This is a genomic window from Corynebacterium sp. MSK041, from assembly GCF_030232265.1.
In the GTDB taxonomy this organism is placed as follows: domain Bacteria; phylum Actinomycetota; class Actinomycetes; order Mycobacteriales; family Mycobacteriaceae; genus Corynebacterium.
Genome location: NZ_JASPJK010000001.1, coordinates 118880 through 136522, shown reverse-complemented (window position 1 = coordinate 136522; position 17643 = coordinate 118880). Strand labels below are relative to the sequence as shown.

General features: G+C 58.2%; 18 protein-coding genes. All 18 read right to left on the bottom strand.

Features of this window, described 5'->3' with window-relative positions; all coding sequences use genetic code 11:
• Position 1: 1 nt before the first annotated feature.
• Positions 2-6163 carry a tape measure protein gene (locus QP968_RS00755; protein WP_284854429.1) on the bottom strand — a complete coding sequence of 2054 codons (6162 nt, stop codon included), beginning with the start codon at positions 6161-6163 and terminating at the stop codon, positions 2-4.
• Between the two features lie 18 nt (positions 6164-6181).
• Positions 6182-6592 carry a hypothetical protein gene (locus QP968_RS00750; protein WP_284854428.1) on the bottom strand — a complete coding sequence of 137 codons (411 nt, stop codon included), beginning with the start codon at positions 6590-6592 and terminating at the stop codon, positions 6182-6184.
• Between the two features lie 14 nt (positions 6593-6606).
• A complete protein-coding gene (locus QP968_RS00745; protein WP_284854427.1) occupies positions 6607-7023 on the bottom strand; it encodes a hypothetical protein in 417 nt (138 codons plus the stop codon).
• A 180-nt stretch (positions 7024-7203) separates the two neighbouring features.
• Complete coding sequence (locus tag QP968_RS00740; protein WP_284854426.1) at positions 7204-7842, bottom strand: hypothetical protein; 639 nt, start codon at positions 7840-7842, stop codon at positions 7204-7206.
• A 53-nt stretch (positions 7843-7895) separates the two neighbouring features.
• A complete protein-coding gene (locus QP968_RS00735) occupies positions 7896-8255 on the bottom strand; it encodes a hypothetical protein (RefSeq protein ID WP_284854425.1) in 360 nt (119 codons plus the stop codon).
• Positions 8252-8491, bottom strand: coding sequence for a hypothetical protein (locus QP968_RS00730; RefSeq protein WP_284854424.1), 240 nt, complete (start codon positions 8489-8491; stop codon positions 8252-8254). The genes QP968_RS00735 and QP968_RS00730 overlap by 4 nt, the downstream gene beginning before the upstream one ends.
• Before the next feature lie 156 nt (positions 8492-8647).
• Positions 8648-9040 carry a hypothetical protein gene (locus QP968_RS00725; RefSeq protein WP_284854423.1) on the bottom strand — a complete coding sequence of 131 codons (393 nt, stop codon included), beginning with the start codon at positions 9038-9040 and terminating at the stop codon, positions 8648-8650.
• A 6-nt stretch (positions 9041-9046) separates the two neighbouring features.
• The gene (locus QP968_RS00720; protein WP_284854422.1) at positions 9047-9442 is read right to left on the bottom strand and encodes a hypothetical protein; all 396 of its coding nucleotides are present in this window, start codon (positions 9440-9442) and stop codon (positions 9047-9049) included.
• Positions 9399-9593, bottom strand: a complete 195-nt coding sequence (locus tag QP968_RS00715; RefSeq protein WP_284854421.1) for a hypothetical protein — start codon at positions 9591-9593, stop codon at positions 9399-9401. Before QP968_RS00715 ends, QP968_RS00720 begins: the two co-directional genes overlap by 44 nt.
• Before the next feature lie 13 nt (positions 9594-9606).
• Positions 9607-10617 (bottom strand): major capsid protein, encoded by a 1011-nt coding sequence (locus QP968_RS00710; protein ID WP_284854420.1) that lies wholly within the window; start codon positions 10615-10617, stop codon positions 9607-9609.
• A gap of 5 nt (positions 10618-10622) precedes the next feature.
• A complete protein-coding gene (locus tag QP968_RS00705) occupies positions 10623-10994 on the bottom strand; it encodes a hypothetical protein (protein WP_284854419.1) in 372 nt (123 codons plus the stop codon).
• A 23-nt stretch (positions 10995-11017) separates the two neighbouring features.
• The gene (locus QP968_RS00700; protein ID WP_284854417.1) at positions 11018-11596 is read right to left on the bottom strand and encodes a hypothetical protein; all 579 of its coding nucleotides are present in this window, start codon (positions 11594-11596) and stop codon (positions 11018-11020) included.
• A 125-nt stretch (positions 11597-11721) separates the two neighbouring features.
• Positions 11722-12480, bottom strand: coding sequence for a VG15 protein (locus tag QP968_RS00695; RefSeq protein ID WP_284854416.1), 759 nt, complete (start codon positions 12478-12480; stop codon positions 11722-11724).
• A gap of 15 nt (positions 12481-12495) precedes the next feature.
• Complete coding sequence (locus QP968_RS00690) at positions 12496-14133, bottom strand: phage portal protein (RefSeq protein ID WP_284854415.1); 1638 nt, start codon at positions 14131-14133, stop codon at positions 12496-12498.
• The gene (locus tag QP968_RS00685; protein WP_284854414.1) at positions 14130-15752 is read right to left on the bottom strand and encodes a terminase large subunit domain-containing protein; all 1623 of its coding nucleotides are present in this window, start codon (positions 15750-15752) and stop codon (positions 14130-14132) included. The genes QP968_RS00690 and QP968_RS00685 overlap by 4 nt, the downstream gene beginning before the upstream one ends.
• A 12-nt stretch (positions 15753-15764) precedes the next feature.
• Complete coding sequence (locus tag QP968_RS00680) at positions 15765-16214, bottom strand: phage terminase small subunit (protein WP_284854413.1); 450 nt, start codon at positions 16212-16214, stop codon at positions 15765-15767.
• A gap of 160 nt (positions 16215-16374) precedes the next feature.
• The gene (locus QP968_RS00675; protein ID WP_284854412.1) at positions 16375-16722 is read right to left on the bottom strand and encodes an HNH endonuclease; all 348 of its coding nucleotides are present in this window, start codon (positions 16720-16722) and stop codon (positions 16375-16377) included.
• A 138-nt stretch (positions 16723-16860) separates the two neighbouring features.
• Complete coding sequence (locus QP968_RS00670; protein ID WP_284854411.1) at positions 16861-17553, bottom strand: hypothetical protein; 693 nt, start codon at positions 17551-17553, stop codon at positions 16861-16863.
• Between the last annotated feature and the right edge of the window lie 90 nt (positions 17554-17643).

Sequence of the window (17643 nt, the reverse complement as noted above, 5' to 3'; positions counted from 1 at the left end):
CTTAGACTCGCGCCAAATAGCCGACACCAGACACACCAGACTTCGCCCCCTGCTGCGCCACCAACATCTGCGACAGCACCTGCAACATCTGCTTGGTGACGTCCATCTGCTGGCCACTAGTCACCGCGATCTGCGACAGTGACGCGTTCTGCTGCGACAGTGACCCCATCTGCTCGAAGTGGTTCCTGCTCGCACGCTCCGCCTCAACAGCGGCAGCTTCCTTGAAAGCGTCCGCCAGCTTCTCCGTCGGAGCGATGACAGACTCACGCATCATCTTCGCCCACTCAAGATCAGCCTCAGCCCGGTCCTTATCCCGAATATGACGAATCTCTGCGTCCAGTGACTCCATGTTCAGCTTGTGCTCACGCAGACGCATCTCACGCTCAAGGCGCTCCACGTCGTCATCAGCGCGACGCTTCGCCACCTCAATCTTCGACGCAATGTCGTATTGGTACGCACCAATCGTCGCGTCAACGAGATGCTCACTGACCTTCGCGCCAGCAGTCGCACCCTCAGCACCACCAACAGCACCACCGACGATGCCGCCAGCAGCACCCAGGCCAGCACCGAGCACGATCCCGGCGCGCTGACCGTGGTCCATGCTCTTCCAAGCCTGGTCGATTTCCTTCTTGTTATTGCGGATGTCGATACTGCCCTTAGCTGTATCAGCGATACCACTAGCAATCAGCGGTGCTGCCAAGAGCAGACCCAGTGGGCCCATCGTGGCAAAAGCGGCAGCAGCCGCAAGGCCACCACCAATCATCTTGCCGACACCACTGGAGACCTTGCCGATACCACCGAAGCCCTTAGCCGCACCGGTGGCCTGGCCACGAGTCATGCCGTTAAGCTCAGCAGTCATCTTCGTCAGGTGCTCTGTCTGGATCTCCAACAGGCGAGCAGATTTGACCTGCGCCAACGTGGCTTCCGCCACCCTGTACTGTGCGATCTCCTGCTCACGGGCAGCGTTGAGCATGTCCAAGGCGTTCTGCTTATGCGCAATCTGCACATTCCACAGCGCCTCCTGGACCTCCTTGCTGTTCTCCACCTGCTCCGAGGTCATACTCTCCAGCGAGAAGATACCGGTCCGGTAGAACCGGTCCATCGCACCTTCCATCGCCTCAATCGACGTCAAGCCGATCAGAGTCGCCTTCTGACGCGCCTGCTCAAGCTCATACTCCGCCTGAGCCACGCTGATCACGCCACGAGCACGCACACGATCAAGATCAAGCGTCTTTACCTGCAGATCAGACAGCGCCTTGATCCGATTCAGCACATCAGTCTGCTGCTGCATCTGCAGCTTCGACACAGACTGCCGCATGTCATCGACAACATCAGCCAGACGGGCAAATTCCTCGAACAGGCCAGAGATCGCCTGGAAGGCATGCCCGATACCATCGCCGACAGCGACGGCCAGATCAGACGCTGCTTGGAAGCGCGCAGCAACAACTGTGCGCTCCGCAGCCTCAAGGTTGATCAGCGCGTCAACGTGAGATTCACGCGCCTGACGTACCTTCTCCTCGGCCTTGTCGACACGCTCAAGAGCATTCTTATGCTCCTCGGAGCCGACACCGGCGTTCTTCTCCGCATCAGCCAGAGCCCCACGAGCTTCCGTAAGTTCCTTCTCAGCAGCCCCAATGTTCTCGGCCTGCGTCGAAATGTTCTTACGGGTCTCGTACAGCCCCTTCTCCGCGTCCTGCACAATCTCAGCAGCTCCAAGGAAGTCCCCGCCGAAGCCACGTCCGAGATTGAGGACGGCGCGCTGCGCCTGGCCCACACCATCGGCAGCGGCACCACTCACAGCAGCACGCAGGTCAGTAGCAGCACTACGAATCTCGCCCGTAGCGCCACGAAAGTCCTTCATCGCGGCGTTCGTGAACACATACTCGTCCGCACCAGACAGGTTCACGCCGATCTGGCCGGACTTCCACACGCCACCACTATCAAAGAGGCGGGCAGCATTAGGCCACAGGGAGCCGCCGGACAGGTACTTCTTCGCCTGATCAAACAGTTCCTGGGCCTTACCCCACGACACCGTCGTGCCGGACTTTAAGGTGACACCATCGACACTGGTTGACTTCACGTCAGAGCCGAGCTCGTCCCGCATCTCGGCACTTAGAGCACCAGATAGAGGCAGATACGCCCGATGCGTGTACTGCGAGTGAGCAGCACCCGCAGCAGCACCACCAATCTTGCCCTGACCACCCGCACCACCACCCATCTCAACGTTCACGGACTTGCCATCAGCGAAATGGATAGTGCCGGAAGTGTGACCGCCGCCAGGGCCGCCGTTAAGCCAACCGATCGCATACCGAGCACCAGACCCCAGACCAGTCTTAAACCCGATCGAAGCCAGCTGCGAAGCCTCATTAGCCGTTGACATGAAACGCCCATTGTCGGCCTGGCGGCCAACAGCGAACAGGGCACCCTGCCCCTGCGTGGAGGAGCAGTCACCCCAGTTATAGCCACCGAACGTATACGGTGCGCCCTGCAGCGACCGGCGTGCCTGCTGCCCGTTGACACGCTCACCCTGGAAGTAACGCAGCAGCTGGCCAGGCGTCACACCACCATCAGCCATGAAAGTATGCGACTTCGGAGCTACAGACGTTCCATCACGTCGGATTTCATTTCCGCCACGATCCACCAGCCCAAGGCCGAAAATACTGGCTGTTTCCGCCAAAATCTGGGTTGAGCGCTTCCGCTTCGCCGGAGCATGCGGAATAAACGACTCCCCCTGTGTCTCGTCCTCAGCCCACGTGATCCACCGCCCACCGGCGGCGATCTGGGCATCCTGCTGAGACAGCTTGCCCACACCACCAGCGGCCATAAACCGCTGCGCACCGTAGCTAATTAGACCATCAGCAGCATTATTTTCACGGCTCGTGACCAAGCGGATAGTCCGCACCAAGGGGATATTATTAAGCCAGTCCCTAACCGCCTGAATGCCACGGCGCGCCCCAGAATTATCTGCGTCGATCTTCGGCTTCGCAGTCTTCTTACCGAGATCATCCAGCTGCGAACGCGAATCACGCACCCCGTTATCAAGCAGAACCTTATCCAGCGTCGCTTTCGGCGTAGCAGACTGCTCCGCAAGAAAATGCAAATCACCAAGCGCAACCTGCTGATTATTCTGCAAATCATCAATGATCAGCCGTGCAGTCGGAGAAGGATTCTCAATGGCAAGAGCATCAATAATGCTCTTCGCTTGGTCAGCGTTGACCTGCACCTGCGTCGTATCAAGCAGAACCTTCGGATCAACTTCCTTATCCCCGAGTTCCGTCATCATCTGGGTGACACGCTGCACAGACTCAACTGCGGCGTCATCAGTCGCGGTGATGACAATGTTTTTCTGCCCGTCAGGACCGACAGTCTCATCCCACTGAATCTTCAGCTCATCAAGGACAGCTTTCGCCCCGTCACCGACAGCCCCAATCTCAACCTGGGTGGAGCCCTCATTCTTCATCTTCTCAAGGGCAGCCCACACCTCCGCAACATCCTGTGTCGCTTCGGTCGCCCCCTCAAGGTTCACCAGCGTGGAGATCTCATCAGGCAGCACACCATAGGCTTCCATGAGCTGGCGCACCTGTCCCTCGGTGAGACCAAACTCCTGCGCCAGTGCGGACACAGCCGGAGCCATACCGTCAAACGCTGCCTGAACATCGCCACCATTAACAGCAACATTCGCAAGATCGTCCCGCATGCTGTTCAGGGTGGATGCCAGGTCACGCGCAGACGCATTAGCCGGGTTCAGCTTCCCATCCATGCCGAACAGCGCTTCCCCCAGCTGCTCGACCGGGCGGTTGGCGCTCGCTGCAGCTTCTACGATCTCGTCGACCGCTGCTGCAGCGTCCATCATTGCCTGCTCGGCATCCTTCGGCGCGAGCCCCATCGCCTGCAAAGTCTGATGCAAAGCCTTGAGCTTATCGTCACCAGAGGAAGCCGAATCAGCAAGAGTGTCGATCCCCTCGGCAGCGGCAGCCATAGCGGGGTCAACCCGCTGCGCCGCCTCAATGGTCGCTTCAAGCTCATTGCGGGAGCGCATCAGCTCCTCAGCAACGACCTGACCGCCATCACCGAGCCCACGCATGTGCTCGACAAGCGCGTCAAATTCTGGCCCGCCAGCAGCGACGATTGCGCCGAGGTCTTGCATGGACCGCCCAGTATCTTCAAGATACTTAGACATATCCTTACTAGCCTTAGCAACTTTCTGGACCATTGCATCGTACTTGCGATCGTCCGACATATTGCGGAAAGCCTCATCGCCAGCTTCCTGGACCCGCTGCGTAAAGCCACTCATATCAGGTGGCGGAACCTTATACATGAAGCCATCCACCTGAGTCTGGAACGCCGACAACCCAGCCAGCGACGACTCCGCTACCTTCGTAGCCATCTCCTGCGCCTGGTCATTCAGCGCACCAGTCGTACCAGCCACCGCAGAAGACAAATCACGGTTCGCCTCCGCAGCCCCAGCCATCGCCTTGGAATACTGCTCAGACGCAGACTTCGCACGATTATTCGCATCACTCACCACAGCAATACCGGCAGACGCCGCCAGCATCGCCACACCCCACGGCCCACCAAGAGCGTCCACCACCCCACCCACAGCAGACTTCATCCCCGTGAAAGCAGCAGCACCAGTACCAGCCACCACACCAGCCATCTGCTTCACAGCAGCAGACGCAGTACCAGAAGCAGTACCCAGCTCACGCTGCGAGACAGCAAGCTGCATATACGGCTGCGACGCATTGACAGCAGCCTGCCCCATCTTCTGCAACACAGAATTAGAGCTCGACCCCATCACCATCATCGCCGACGTAAACCGCGACGATTCCTTACCCGTGGCCTGCAGATACTTCTGCATATCACCCACGCCACGCCCCACCTCATGCAGCCCCTTAGCGGTGCCACCAACCCCTGTCAACGATGATGTGATTTTGTCGACGATGCCGGGCACAATCTTGAACCCGCCCCACGCGACAACAGCAGCCGTCACAAGGCCAGAGTGCTCGCTCAACGCGCCTGTCACAGCCTCCAACGGGCCAGCGAGCGCGGACGCAGCAGACGCCGCGGCAGACAGTGCGGAAGCGAACGTGTTCCATACCGCGCCACCAAGTTGCGACGCAGCCTTACCCAAAGTAGAGCCCACATTTGCAATCACCGGGGCCAGTGCACGCGCAGCATTAAGAATATCGTTGAAAACGACCTTCACCAGCGCGGCAGCGTTCTTAACCTGCGGAGAAGACAGGGCATCCCCAATAGAAGAACCGAAGCTCTTCATCGCAGGGACAACCTTGGAGTCGATATAGCCAGTGAGGTCCTGCGCCAACGGCTTCAAAGCCTTATTCAGCCCATCAAGCCCAGTTTTCGCCCCGTCAAACCCGGTACGCATAAGCCCGAAGAACGGGGTGAGTGCGGTAGCACCAACACGGCCAGCAGCCGCGCCCATATTCTCAAGCGCACCCTTGAAAGTGTTGCCGGCCTCAAGCGCCGACCCGCCGACCCCGTCCCGGAGCGCACGCTCAAACAGCGCGAAATCAACCGTGCCAGAAGACACCATCTTGGACACATCTTCGGTGGTTTTACCAACCTGCTTCGACAGCATCTCCAACACCGGGATGCCACGGGACTGCAGCTGCATCAGGTCATCGCCCTGCAGCTTGCCACGCGCAGCAACAGACCCGAAGATCGCGCCCATCTCATCCATGGACGCACCAGCAATGGCGGCAGTGTCAGCCGTGGTCTTGAGTACCTGCTCAAGCTCCTTGCCCGGCTTAATACCAGACGCCACAGCCATCGCGGCAGTGGTCGCTGCAGCATCCAAACCATAAGCGGTGCCAGTGACAGCAGCGTTGGCGTTCTCCATGATGCGGGACACATCACCCGCAGAGTTACCCAGACCGCGCAGCTTCGCCTCAGCAGACTCAATCGCCGTCAACCGGCCCATGCCCTTAGTCAGCGAAGCAGCAATCGCACCACCGGTAGCGATACCTGCAGACGCCGCACCCACCTTGAGGGTCTTGCCCATGCCGGAAGCAAGCTTTGAGCCGATGCCCTGGCCCTGCTTATCCGCAACGGACTGGGTGCCGTTCAATGCCTTCGAGATCTCCGGCGCAATCTTGCTCGTCTCCGGAATCACGCTGATATACCCGACGCCGAGCTCTGCCATAGAACAACACCCTTTCTTCTATTTTTTCTGCGACGCCGCTTTGATCTGCGCCCTAATCTCCGCAGCGGTCTTTCGCTTCTTCTGCTGCGGAGCTACCTCCCCCACATCCCCCTCACGACCCCGTCCGATCTCACGCGCCAGCTCATCCGGATCCACGTCATAAGCCCGCGCCAGAAGCCGGAAGATGATCCCGTGCTCATCCGGGACGCCTTGCCGAAGCCACTGCACCTGGTCAAAAAGCTCACCAAGAATCCGGCTAGTCGGCTCCATCAACGCAATCTGGTACTCCTCCCGGCGCGCACCATCCGGATCAATCACCCGCCGATAATTCGACGTTGGTGGCGCGTATCGGAGAAACGCAATTAAGTCCGTCCACCGCATGGACCTACCCAACTCACTAAGCAGACGTCCCCGCTCAAGCAGGTCCATGCGTATAGCGTCAGCTACTTCTCGGTCTGCGAAGACTCGCTCGTGGACGGCTCGGATTCCCCCACTGCCTCCAACGTGGCAAGCGGCGCACCATCAACGTCAGGCAGGTTCGAATTCTCCGTCCACACCTTGTCGATCTCGTTGAGCTGGCGTGGCACCAGCTTGTCAATCGCAGTGTGCTTCTCCTTACCAGGGTTGAAGAACTTCAACAGAAAACGCACCAAGGCAGCCCCGTTCTGCAGCGGATTGTTGACATCCTCAACGGTGTCGGCAACCTCCGGCTGCTCGTACTCACGCAACTTCTTGTTCATCGCTTCAACGTCCTTCGGGTCGAAGCAGTCGAACGGTGGCACGGAAACCGTTACCTTCTTGTCTTTACCTGCCGGAATGTCGAACTCGATAGGTTCGAACATCTCAATCTCAAAAGCCATTTTGGACCAAGCCTTTCAAAAATCGTTGGTTGTGGGTGGACCGGGCCAAGCTAGGGACCCACCCAGGCGAAATCATGGGTAGGCCCGGTCCAAGGGGGATGAAACCCCATGAGTCGCCGGGTGAGAAATGGGAGCAGTAATTTTTATCCCCTGCTGCTCCGCCCAGGGCGCTGGCATCATCTAGCCGGTGCTGACTACAGAATCACCGGAGGTACCAGCAGACGCATCAGCCGGACGACCATCGTCACGCAGCTCGATGACGTACACCTCACGCTCACCGTTGTCGTCCTTAATGGTGTGCGGGAACGACTTAATCGTCAGGTTGTACTTCGTAGACGCAGAGTGAACATCCGCAGTCTTCTCCGCAGAAGCAATACGGCCACGCGGCACCACATAGGTCTTGAGCTTGTCACCATCGACAGCCTTAAGAACGTGGGACTTGATAGGCAGACGCTTCTTGGTGTGGTAAATCGTCTTCGCCGTCCCCTCCTTACCAGGGGTCACCACAACATTGTCTTCACCGAAGATCGAGTTGATGACATTCACGTTGTCATCCTCAAGCAGGGTGATAGTGATTTCCTCGGAGTAGTCAGACTGAATATCCACCCAGTCGCCACCACCGAACATCTTCTCCGTCTCAGACGAGCGAGTCGGCTGGACATTGAAGCCGTCCGGGCCGACAGCGCCGTGATCAACGAACGCATCGTTGAGGTCTTCGTCAGCCTTCGTCGGCAGCGGAGTGTCAATCGGCGCGTTGAAGTACACGCCACCATCAATCGGCGGGGTGCCGACAAAAGCATTATTAATGTTGACTGCCATTGCAATCTCCTTTTCAGAATCGTTGGACCGGGCCTGAAAAGAAAGAAGACCTGTCAGCGCCGAAGCTGCAGGCCAGCAGTGAACTGAAACCTATGATGTTTCAGATCAGGGTTGTCGTAGCGGGCAATGTTGTTATCGACGGAGGAATAGTGGACGGGTGGGGTTCGCAACTGCAGCCACGCTTCCCACGCACCATCAGCTACCCGCTCCGCGTCAGCCTCAGTCAGCGCATAGCACTCAACAAGGAAGCGCGGGTTCTTCGTTGCCCAATCATCAGACCCGCCACCAATACGAGAAACGATGATGAATTCATCCGGGCGTTTATCTGGTTGCGGCATCTGGCTGGATACGCGCATCCCTGTGGCGTCTCGCAGTGCTTTCACTGCGATCGCGGTAGCAGATACACCTTTCATCCGAGCACCCTCACCATCACGTTGTCACGGTGATCACGGTGCTTGGCGGACCATGTATCGGCGTACACAATGGCACGCTGCCTAGTCCTACCCATGCGCTGTGACGCGACGAAACCGTCACCACACGCAGCGGCCACAGCCTCCGCATGCTTGGCGACGAGAGACGCCATCGGGCCAGAAGACAACAGCTCCCTATAGCCGCCATAATTCGGCTGGAACCTAGCTTTCTGTGCCATCGTCCCACCTCCAATGAAGCCACCCGTATGGCCCGTAGGCCGCTTTCGGCGACTGCTGGTGCGGGTCAGAAAACAGGATGAGGGAGCCGCCGTCGAACGCCATCGACTGCGCCCTGACTCGGTCTGTCCCATCGGGGGTTTCCACAATGCACCATGTCATTGCACACCCCCTAGGTTCACGACTTCCAAGCCAGGTGCCCACCCGAACGGGTTGTGCTCATAGTTCTCCGGCTCGCCGATAACTTCGAGAACGTCGTCGCGCTCCGGGAGCTGCACCGCGTCCTGCGGGCGGAACAACCCAACTGGGGCTAGTAGTTCCACTTCCACGGTGCGGCGGTCATGCCCAGCGAGCTTCGGCTCCGATGAGCGGGGCACAGCCCACCCAGCGACATCAACCACATCACGGACCTCGATGACATGCTCGTTACCAAGCTCATCGACCTCGATGAGGTTTCCCAGCTCGTCGTACTGATCCTCCGCGTCGGGCTGGATGTACTCGTATTCACGGCGGATACGCACCACCTTGAACGGCAAAGCAGTAAAAGCCATAAAGCATCACCCAATCCCAATCGTGTAGATACCGCCACCACCGCGACGAGCACGACGCAGCGCCTGCTTATCCGCAGCCGTCAACCACGGAGACCCACCAGATGCACCAGTCGAGTACCGTCTCGTCTCCGCAAACGGCCCAGCCGAATGCTGCACCGACTCGGCATAAAACGCCTCCGCGTCAGGCTGCTGCAAAACCCTCGCCACCATACGAGAAGCAACAACCACGACACGACGCGGAACCGGAACCGGGATAACGCCGAGGTACCCCTCAATCAGGATTTCGGCTTCCTCAAGAAGACCATCAACCACGAGGGCTTCGTCGTCATCAAGTTCCCGGCCTAGGCGCTTTTCGACGTCACTTGGCGTCGCTACGGGTGTTCTTTCCTGCGGGTTTTCCACGAGTGCCTCCCTTCGGTGCAGTAGGTGCGTGCAGATCACTACGCACCTCCACACCAGAAGGCACCATGTCGCCTGCACGGAGCTTCACGAGCTCTCCGGCTTTAGTACGTGCGTAGATGACGCCGTAGAAATCATCCTTAATTTTCGCCACGTCTCACCACCCCTTAGAGGACGGTAGCGGCCATAGCGAGGTTCGCGTTAGCCAGCACCGGCATACCAATCGCGGACGCCTTCACCCACGCAGCGATCGGATCATTCGTCTTAAACGCTCCGGCAACAATGCCAGGACGCTCCTCAGCCTGCAGGCTGTAGTCCTGGTCCAGAGACTCAAGCGTGGTGCCCCAGAAGGTCTTACCCAGACCAGCGTCATCGCCCGGCAGGAACAGCAAGGTCTCCTCCGGGATCACACGCTCGCTCTTCGCGTTAACGCGAACTCGGCGATCGTACTTCACCAGCGTCGGAAGCCCCTCAGCGTCAAGCAGCGCGTTGATCTCATCGAAGGAAGCACGACGTCGCACGGAATCCTTCGGGAGGAACCCGCTGAACTTCGACAGAGCAGAAATCGCCTTCGTGGAAGCCACGATGTAAGCCGGAGCCTCACCGTTCTTATCCACGTATGCTTCCTGCCAGTCCAGGATGTCCTGCACCGGGTCGGCACTTGCTTCGCCCCACTTCGTACCAGCAGTGACGGTCATCTCCTGATCACGGCCGAATTCAGACTCGACGATGAAACCATTCTCATTGATTGCGGCCTTGCCGGATACCAGCACACGGCCACGCTCAAGCTCAATACGGTCAGCGACAGCCTCACCACGCTGCACCGCAGCACGGCCAAGAGCGTTACGCATCGCCGCCTCACCACCATCACCGAGGTGGCGCAGCTGCTCATACTCCGACACGCGACGCTTCTGCCCCAGCGGCGGAAGCTCAAACGTGACACGACGGCCCCCCTCACCACGGCCACCGATCGGGGTCTCAGCGTCGTAGGCGCGGTACTCCGCAGCCTCAACATAGCCATTATCGCCTACCTCGAAGGTGACGGTGTGGCTCAGGGAATGCTCGTTCGGCAGGAACGCACCGAGGTTAAATTCGTTGCGCTGCTCACGATCCTGCGCAGCACGACGAGCCAGCTCAGTCAGCTCCTGCGGTTCAGCAACATCAGTCCAAAGAATCATTGTTCTTAGGCCTCCTTTACAAAGATGAAGTGCGGGTTAGCCGGCATCGCAGTAACGTCCGGCGCACCCTCGGGCAGGAACTTCACACGGATACGGCCGTGGTCAAGCAGCGGCGCGACCACATCGGAACCGGAGTTCAGCGGCTGGTCGACGAGTAGGAAACCAGCGAGTTCATCGCTCGCCTTCGCCGGAGCGAACTTCCCACCGTCAGCTGCTGCCAGCGGGGTACCAGCGGGCACAAAGCCACGCTTAGTGAATTCATTGAGCTTCGAACCATCAATTGTGACGGTGCGAGCATTGTCGGTGGCGTGTGCGGAGCCGAGCCACTTCTGGCTGGTCACCTCACCGCGCACCTGGAACTTAGGTGCAAGCTGCATCTTTTCCTCCTATGCAGTGTCAGTTAATTGGTTTTCCCCTTCAGCTCCGCGTACCAATCCTCTACCTTCTTCTTCGAGTTGCCTTGGCTACCGCGTCCCTGATAGGGGTTTTCGGGTCCGTGCTGCGCACCAAGATCACCAAGGCGCTGCGCAAGTGCGCGCATTTCGTCCTCAGTGCCACGCAGCAGATCAATGTCGTCCTTCGAAAGCCCGTATTCAGCGCCGATCTCGAGCTTCACTCGCGCCGCTTCTGCCCGCTCAGTCTCAGCCTTGGACTCTTTCAGAGCTTGCTCGACCTGGGCTAGTCGCTCGCGGATGTCATCGCTTTCGCTACCGGAGTCGCTCTTGGCTTTAGCGCGCTCTTCCCACTTGCGGGAATGTGCCTTCCACTTGTCGACTTCCTGCTGTGACTCCTCGTAGAGGGTTTTCCAGTCTGTCTTCTCGTGGTCTTCGCCAGCATCATTGGTGTCGCCTTGGACGCCACCGTCGGAGGTGCCTTCTGGTGTGTCCGGCCCCTTTGCGGGTTTCTCAGACGTGCCTGCTGATCCTCCGTGCTCTGCGCCTTCGATGGCGCGCAGCCAGAATCGGGTCTTCTTGAACATTGTTGATCTCTCCCTGTTTCAGGTGTGGGTTATGTCGCCCGTTTCGGGCATGAGAAAACCCCCACACCTTCCGTGTAGGGGTTAGTGCCAGCCCAGGACTCGAACCTGGGTGTCTGCCAGCCTGGCTAATGGTTGTGGCCGCTGATCTCACGCATCTTCGCCAGAATCGCATACTGATCAGACGCGCCACCAACAGCCTCGTATGCCTTGAAGTAATCCTGCTCCCACTCGAGCACATAATCCGGCGGAGTATACGACCCAGCCAACACCGGAACACACATGCAATTCTCGTGAAACTTAGAACCCTTCGGGGCGTTCCTATGACCCTTCTTAGGCTTCCGCACACCATGCACCGACATACCAGCCAAAGACGCAGTCTCTTTCGACGAGTACCCACCCTTACCGTCAAGCCCACGGGTAGCCAGAAGCCGGCAAAACTGGCACGCCCCAGGATGCGCGGCACGCACCCACTGCTGCCCCACCTCCGACGCCATCAACGCCCCAGCAGCACGAGAGCCATCAACTACATGCTTCTGCAGAATCCCCGCTACACGTCCCACAACACCATCAAGCTCAGCACCGAACACAGCCCACCGTAGCGACCGCTCCAACTGCTCAACATTCGTAGAAGACGCAGTAGCAGCAACACTACGACTCATCTGCAATCCTTGCGTCTCCGCATAAAACACGGCCCCCACATCAACCGCCGCCGCCCGGTACACATCGACGATCTCCGGCACACCAGACAGCAGAAGATCAACAAGCACAGCAGGGTCACTCGACTGCGCAATATTCAACAGCGCCAGAAGATCACCGTTAGCCATCCGCAGAAGCTCCCGCAGAAGATCCCTATGCTGCCGAAGCTCAACCTCAGAAACAGTCACAGTGACACCTCCTAACTACTGCTCCTGCTGACGAATCGTCACCGGCATACCAGGAATAAACTCCGCGCCGTCGACACCCGCAAGCTGCGCGGCAACGTTACTCTTGACACCAGAACGAATCAGAATGCCCATCGCGTCAGCACGCGCCTTAAGCACCTGCGCCTCCTGCAATGGATCTACCCCCTCCGAATCAGACGCAAGCCCAGGCACCAAAGCGTCCGCCTCCTGGCTTGTCTGCCCCTGACGCAGCTCAATCAACTGCGTCACCAACCCCTTACGACGCTCCTGCTGAATACGTCGAATATCAGAATCCGAATACCCAGCACGCTCCAACGCCACCTCAGAATCAGACGGCAACATCCCCGAACCAATCTGCTTCACAACAGCATCCGTCGCAGCTGCCACCGTCGGAGTAGCCGGATCACGCCACCGCGACACAACCCCCGCCAGCCACTCAGCCGAAGGCTCCACAACCTCACCCTTATAACGGGCAGCAAGAATCGACTGCACGATAAACGCCACATCCGAATCCATCGGCCCCGAATAGGCCGTACACCTGCGCTCCGACATCTTCACATTCCGAGACTCAAGCGCACGCTGCCCCTCAGCCGAAGGAGGATTATCCGTATGAAAACCAAACCACGACGACGGAATCCCCGAATACGACGCCAAAAGCTGCGTAATCATCTTCAACTCATCAATGTACGGCGTCGGCGGCGCCGACTGATACTGACCAGTAGTGGGATTCGGACCATTCTGTCCCCCCTCCCCCTCCTGCACCGGCAGAATCACCGCACGAGTCATCGCCACATCAAACCCCTTCTTGATGCGGTCATACTCCGACATCTCCACCTCAGACTCAGAGTCAAAACCCAAATCCTCCGGCAGAATATTCGCAAACCACTTCTGCGGCGTCGTGTAAATCTCGCGGTTGTACTCCATCTCCAAGATGGTGCGCTGGGCATGATCAATCGCATACCGCACAGGCTTCGTCAACTCCGACTGGCCGCGCACCCTTCCAGCACGCGACTTATTCGGAAACGCGACCAGACCACACCGACCACGCCGATGCCAATGACGAGTAACAGTAGCTACCCCATCAGACCGCACCACATTCACAGTGCGGTCCAACATATACAAGGTCAGAAACTCCTCCCCCTCCGGCCCCGACTTCACCACCAGGCCAGCAGCCACACGATTAGCCCTATCATCCCAAATGTAAGTCGCGTCAGACGATGACACCGCATTAATGATCACATCCGGCTCACCATCACCACCGGCAGTCACCTCAAGAAACCCCACACCAGTGACCAGCGAATCAAGCTTCACCTTGTTGAACTCCGTCGACAAAAGGTTCTCACGAGCCACACGCTGCAACCCGTCTGCCTGATCACCCTCAGCAGACCACCCCAGCCAGTCGATACGCTCGTCCAGGGCATCAACAATCACCCCACCCCACCCGATCGATGCTTCAACACTGATCATTGTCGACGGCACAGCAATCTCCATATTCTTGAGATTCACTTCACCGTCGTAATAACGCCACTTCTCCTCATTCTTCCGACGGAACTTAACCAGCTCAGACTGCATACGATTAATGAGCTCAAGCTCATCACTAGTCAGCCCATCACCTGTCACCACAGCGATCGTCATAGCAACACCGCCTTCCTACGCTTCCTCTTCGGCTTCACCGACGCACCCTTCGCAACCGCATCCAAACACGCCTTATAAGCCATCACCGCCGCATAAGCGGCATCAATCTTGTCCGGAGAATCCGGAAACTGCTTGTACAACAAATAACCAGTACGGGTAGACCGCCTGCGCGCATTCAACATGTGACGCATCAACGCACTCGACCCATCCCATGTAATCTCCCCCAAAACCAGCGCCTGGCGAAGACGCTCCACATACTCCACCACGCGGGAATCCTTACCACGCGGCCACGCAGCAATCGGCTCATCACGCGACGCCTTCACCCGCAACTGGCGAGCAAAATCCGCCTCCCACTGAGCAACCTGCAAATTCCACCCCGACGGATCCGCATAAAACCCAACAACGTTGAACTCCTCAAACGTCTCCCGCACCACGGCATCCACCTCGGCCGGGTTAGGAGACCAATCCTGCGGATCCGTGTCGCGCCGCTCCCACACCTTCACAGTGAACAAATGCTTATCCGACAAACGCATCCCCACCAACGCCGTCGCATCCGCCTTACCCCGCACACGACCCCTAGACCCGTCGAAACCAAGCACAATCGTCTCCCCCGGCAGCACCTGCTTCTCCGCATCCACAACCGCCATAATGTCCGGCTTCGACACCCAAGAATCAGACGCATGCGTCACCTGATTCAAAAAATACTGACGCGCATCCTGCGGATCAGTCGCAGGATCACGAATATCTCGCATGATCCGCTCAATATCGACCCACCCCCCATTCTCACGAGCCGAATCACCATAAGCCACCAGAAGCCCAGACCGCAGCGAATCATCATCCGACATATCCGTATCAGCCGGCGCCTCCTGATGATCCATCAAAAGACCATCATCACGAGTCCGCCCCTCAGCAATCGCCTCAGCATAAGCAAACGACGCCTCCGCAACAGACCCAGAACCAGGACGGTACGCATTCGGCGTCTCAATCGACACCCCACCCGTACCCGCCAAATTACGACGAATCACCGCCGCCAAATTCACACCACCGTTGCTCTTCCCCCAGGACTCGGTCTGATCAAGAGCAGCGAACACAGGACGCTGCCCCTCCTTCGACGTCCCCGCAGCCGTAATGTACTCAATCCGACCCTTCGGCAACGCCACAAAAGTCTCCATCGGATCAACCGCGTAATAATCCATGACCGGACCCTGCCGAATCATCTCAAGCACAGGATCAAAAGCATTCCGCGTCTGATCCTCATTCACAGCAGCAAACTGCACCCACGGAGTACGAACATCCGACCACGGCTTCCCCACAGGCTTACCGTCCGCGTCCCACCCATCAAACACGACCGGGCCAAGCGCCTCCCCCACACCAAGCGCCCCCATCATCGGCGACTTCCCATACTTCTTCGCACGAGAAAACACAGCACGCCGATACACACGCCTACCAGTCACCGGATCCAGCCGATAAAGCTTCAACACAAACTGCGCCTGCTCATTCGTCAGCACCAACGGACGATAATCAGGACAGTCAGGCTGCGCCAACATCTCCGTGTACCAATCCAACATCGCCCAACCAAGTGTCGGATACTCCCCAGGAAAACTAGGCTTCCACGGCATGCCAACACCTCCCTAGTCCACAGCGCGCAAACTCCCGTACCGCTTCTTCGTCTCCTCCCTCACTTGCCCAGCACGCCGACGATCACGCTTATCATCCGCCTCATCAGCCGCCGCATACTGAATCCGCAAACGCGCACGATCCTCAGCAGTCGCACCAAACTTCGCAGTACGAAGACGAAGCTCCCCCGCATGCTTCACTTCACCAGACCAATACAACCCATGAAGCACAGCAGTATCCATCAACTCCGCCCAATCAGTCGCACGGAACTCAGCAGCCAACGGATCCTTCCCCCACATACGCCACCAAGCACGAGTACGCGCCGGCCACGGATCACCATTCGGCATACGCTCCGGCAACTTCGGCTGCGGCGTCGGCTCAGACAAAATAATCTGCATCTCCGGCCCCTTATTGCGCCGAGCACGACGCGCAGGATCCTTCGGAGCAGGACCACGACCAGCCATGAAAATCACCCCTCAAAAACAAAATGAAAACTATACATACAGCGAATAAACCCCATCCCTCAGACCCGTACACAGCCTTAGCGCCTTTACCCTCGGGGCTTTCGTGGCCCCCTAGGGGAGGGGTAGCCCCCCTAGGGGGCTGCATATTATGCACGGGGTGTCAGATCAGGCCAGGGTGGCGCTCCATCGGATACCTACCCCTGGCAACGCGTCGCCGGTGCCCCTCGCGAGTCTCACGTAGCGTCTTACGGTGGTGACAGCCACAACACAGCGCCTGCAGGTTCGCGTCCGTGTTGTAGGTGGCGTTCCGTGTGTTGTTTTTGTGGTCGATTTCTAGGCTTGCGCTTGTGATGTCTTTGTGTCCGCAGTTTTGGCAGGTGTAGTTGTCTCTGCTGAGGATGCGGCGCCTGGTCGTGGCTGACACATGTCCTTTGTTACTCCAGGCCAAGTGTGCCTCCTCTCTTTGTGGCTGTCGCGGGAGTTGCACCCAGCGTTTTGGGTCGCCCATCTATGCGTCGATGGGGGCGACCTCTTTTCTGCTACAGCCTTGTGTCATGCCCGGCTTCCCCGTGTGTCTGGGCATGAAAAAAGACCCATCCAAATTGGATAGGTCTTCCATCAAGCATTGTAATTACAGTGCGGATATTTAGTCAAGCGCTGTGCGCCGTCGTCCGTCTCGGTAGCTCTTGGCAGCGTCAATCGCTTCAGCCAGCTCATAGACGCTGGTGCCATCGTCTTTGAGATGTTGTGTGATACGTCCGCTCCTTCCCCACCAAGTAATCTGCTTTCGCGTGATGGTGCGTCCGATGGCGGCGGAGACTAGGGGCGCGATGTCGGCTGCTGTGCCGTAGCCGGTTGGTCTCACGTTGGCCATCTCGTGCTGGATTTGTGCCGGCCCTCCGAAGCGTTTGTTGATACATCGGCGAATGTAGGCATCTTGCTCACCCATGATCTCCATGAGGTCTTCGGCGGCTGGGAAGTCTTCGGCGATGACCTGCGCCTGGAAAGCAATGTGCGCACAGAGGATTCCGGGGCGCGGATCGTCTAAGTAACCGTTGCCGTCTTTGGTGTGCGGTTTAGCGGTGGTGTAGGACAATGCATCGCAGGCGATGGTGCGGAGCCCACCGGGGATACTCTCATCTGGCGTGTCACGTGTGAGTTCGTATTCGAGATTTAATACCCAGTCGTTATCTGGGATGGGTGACCGCGGGCCGTCTTGGGAGCGCATGACTTTCACATTGGGTGGCCGAGGTGGGGTCCACTTGAGTTCTTGGAGGGTGGCGTATGCGTCGGCGAGTTGGCGGGCTTGTTGACGTAGTTCCCATTCGGTGACGGTCATGGTTGCTCCTGTGTGATCCAGACTGGTTTACGTGGGTCGAGTGGTAGTAGCCCGTCGAAGGTGATGGTGGTTTCATATTCGCGGGTTTCA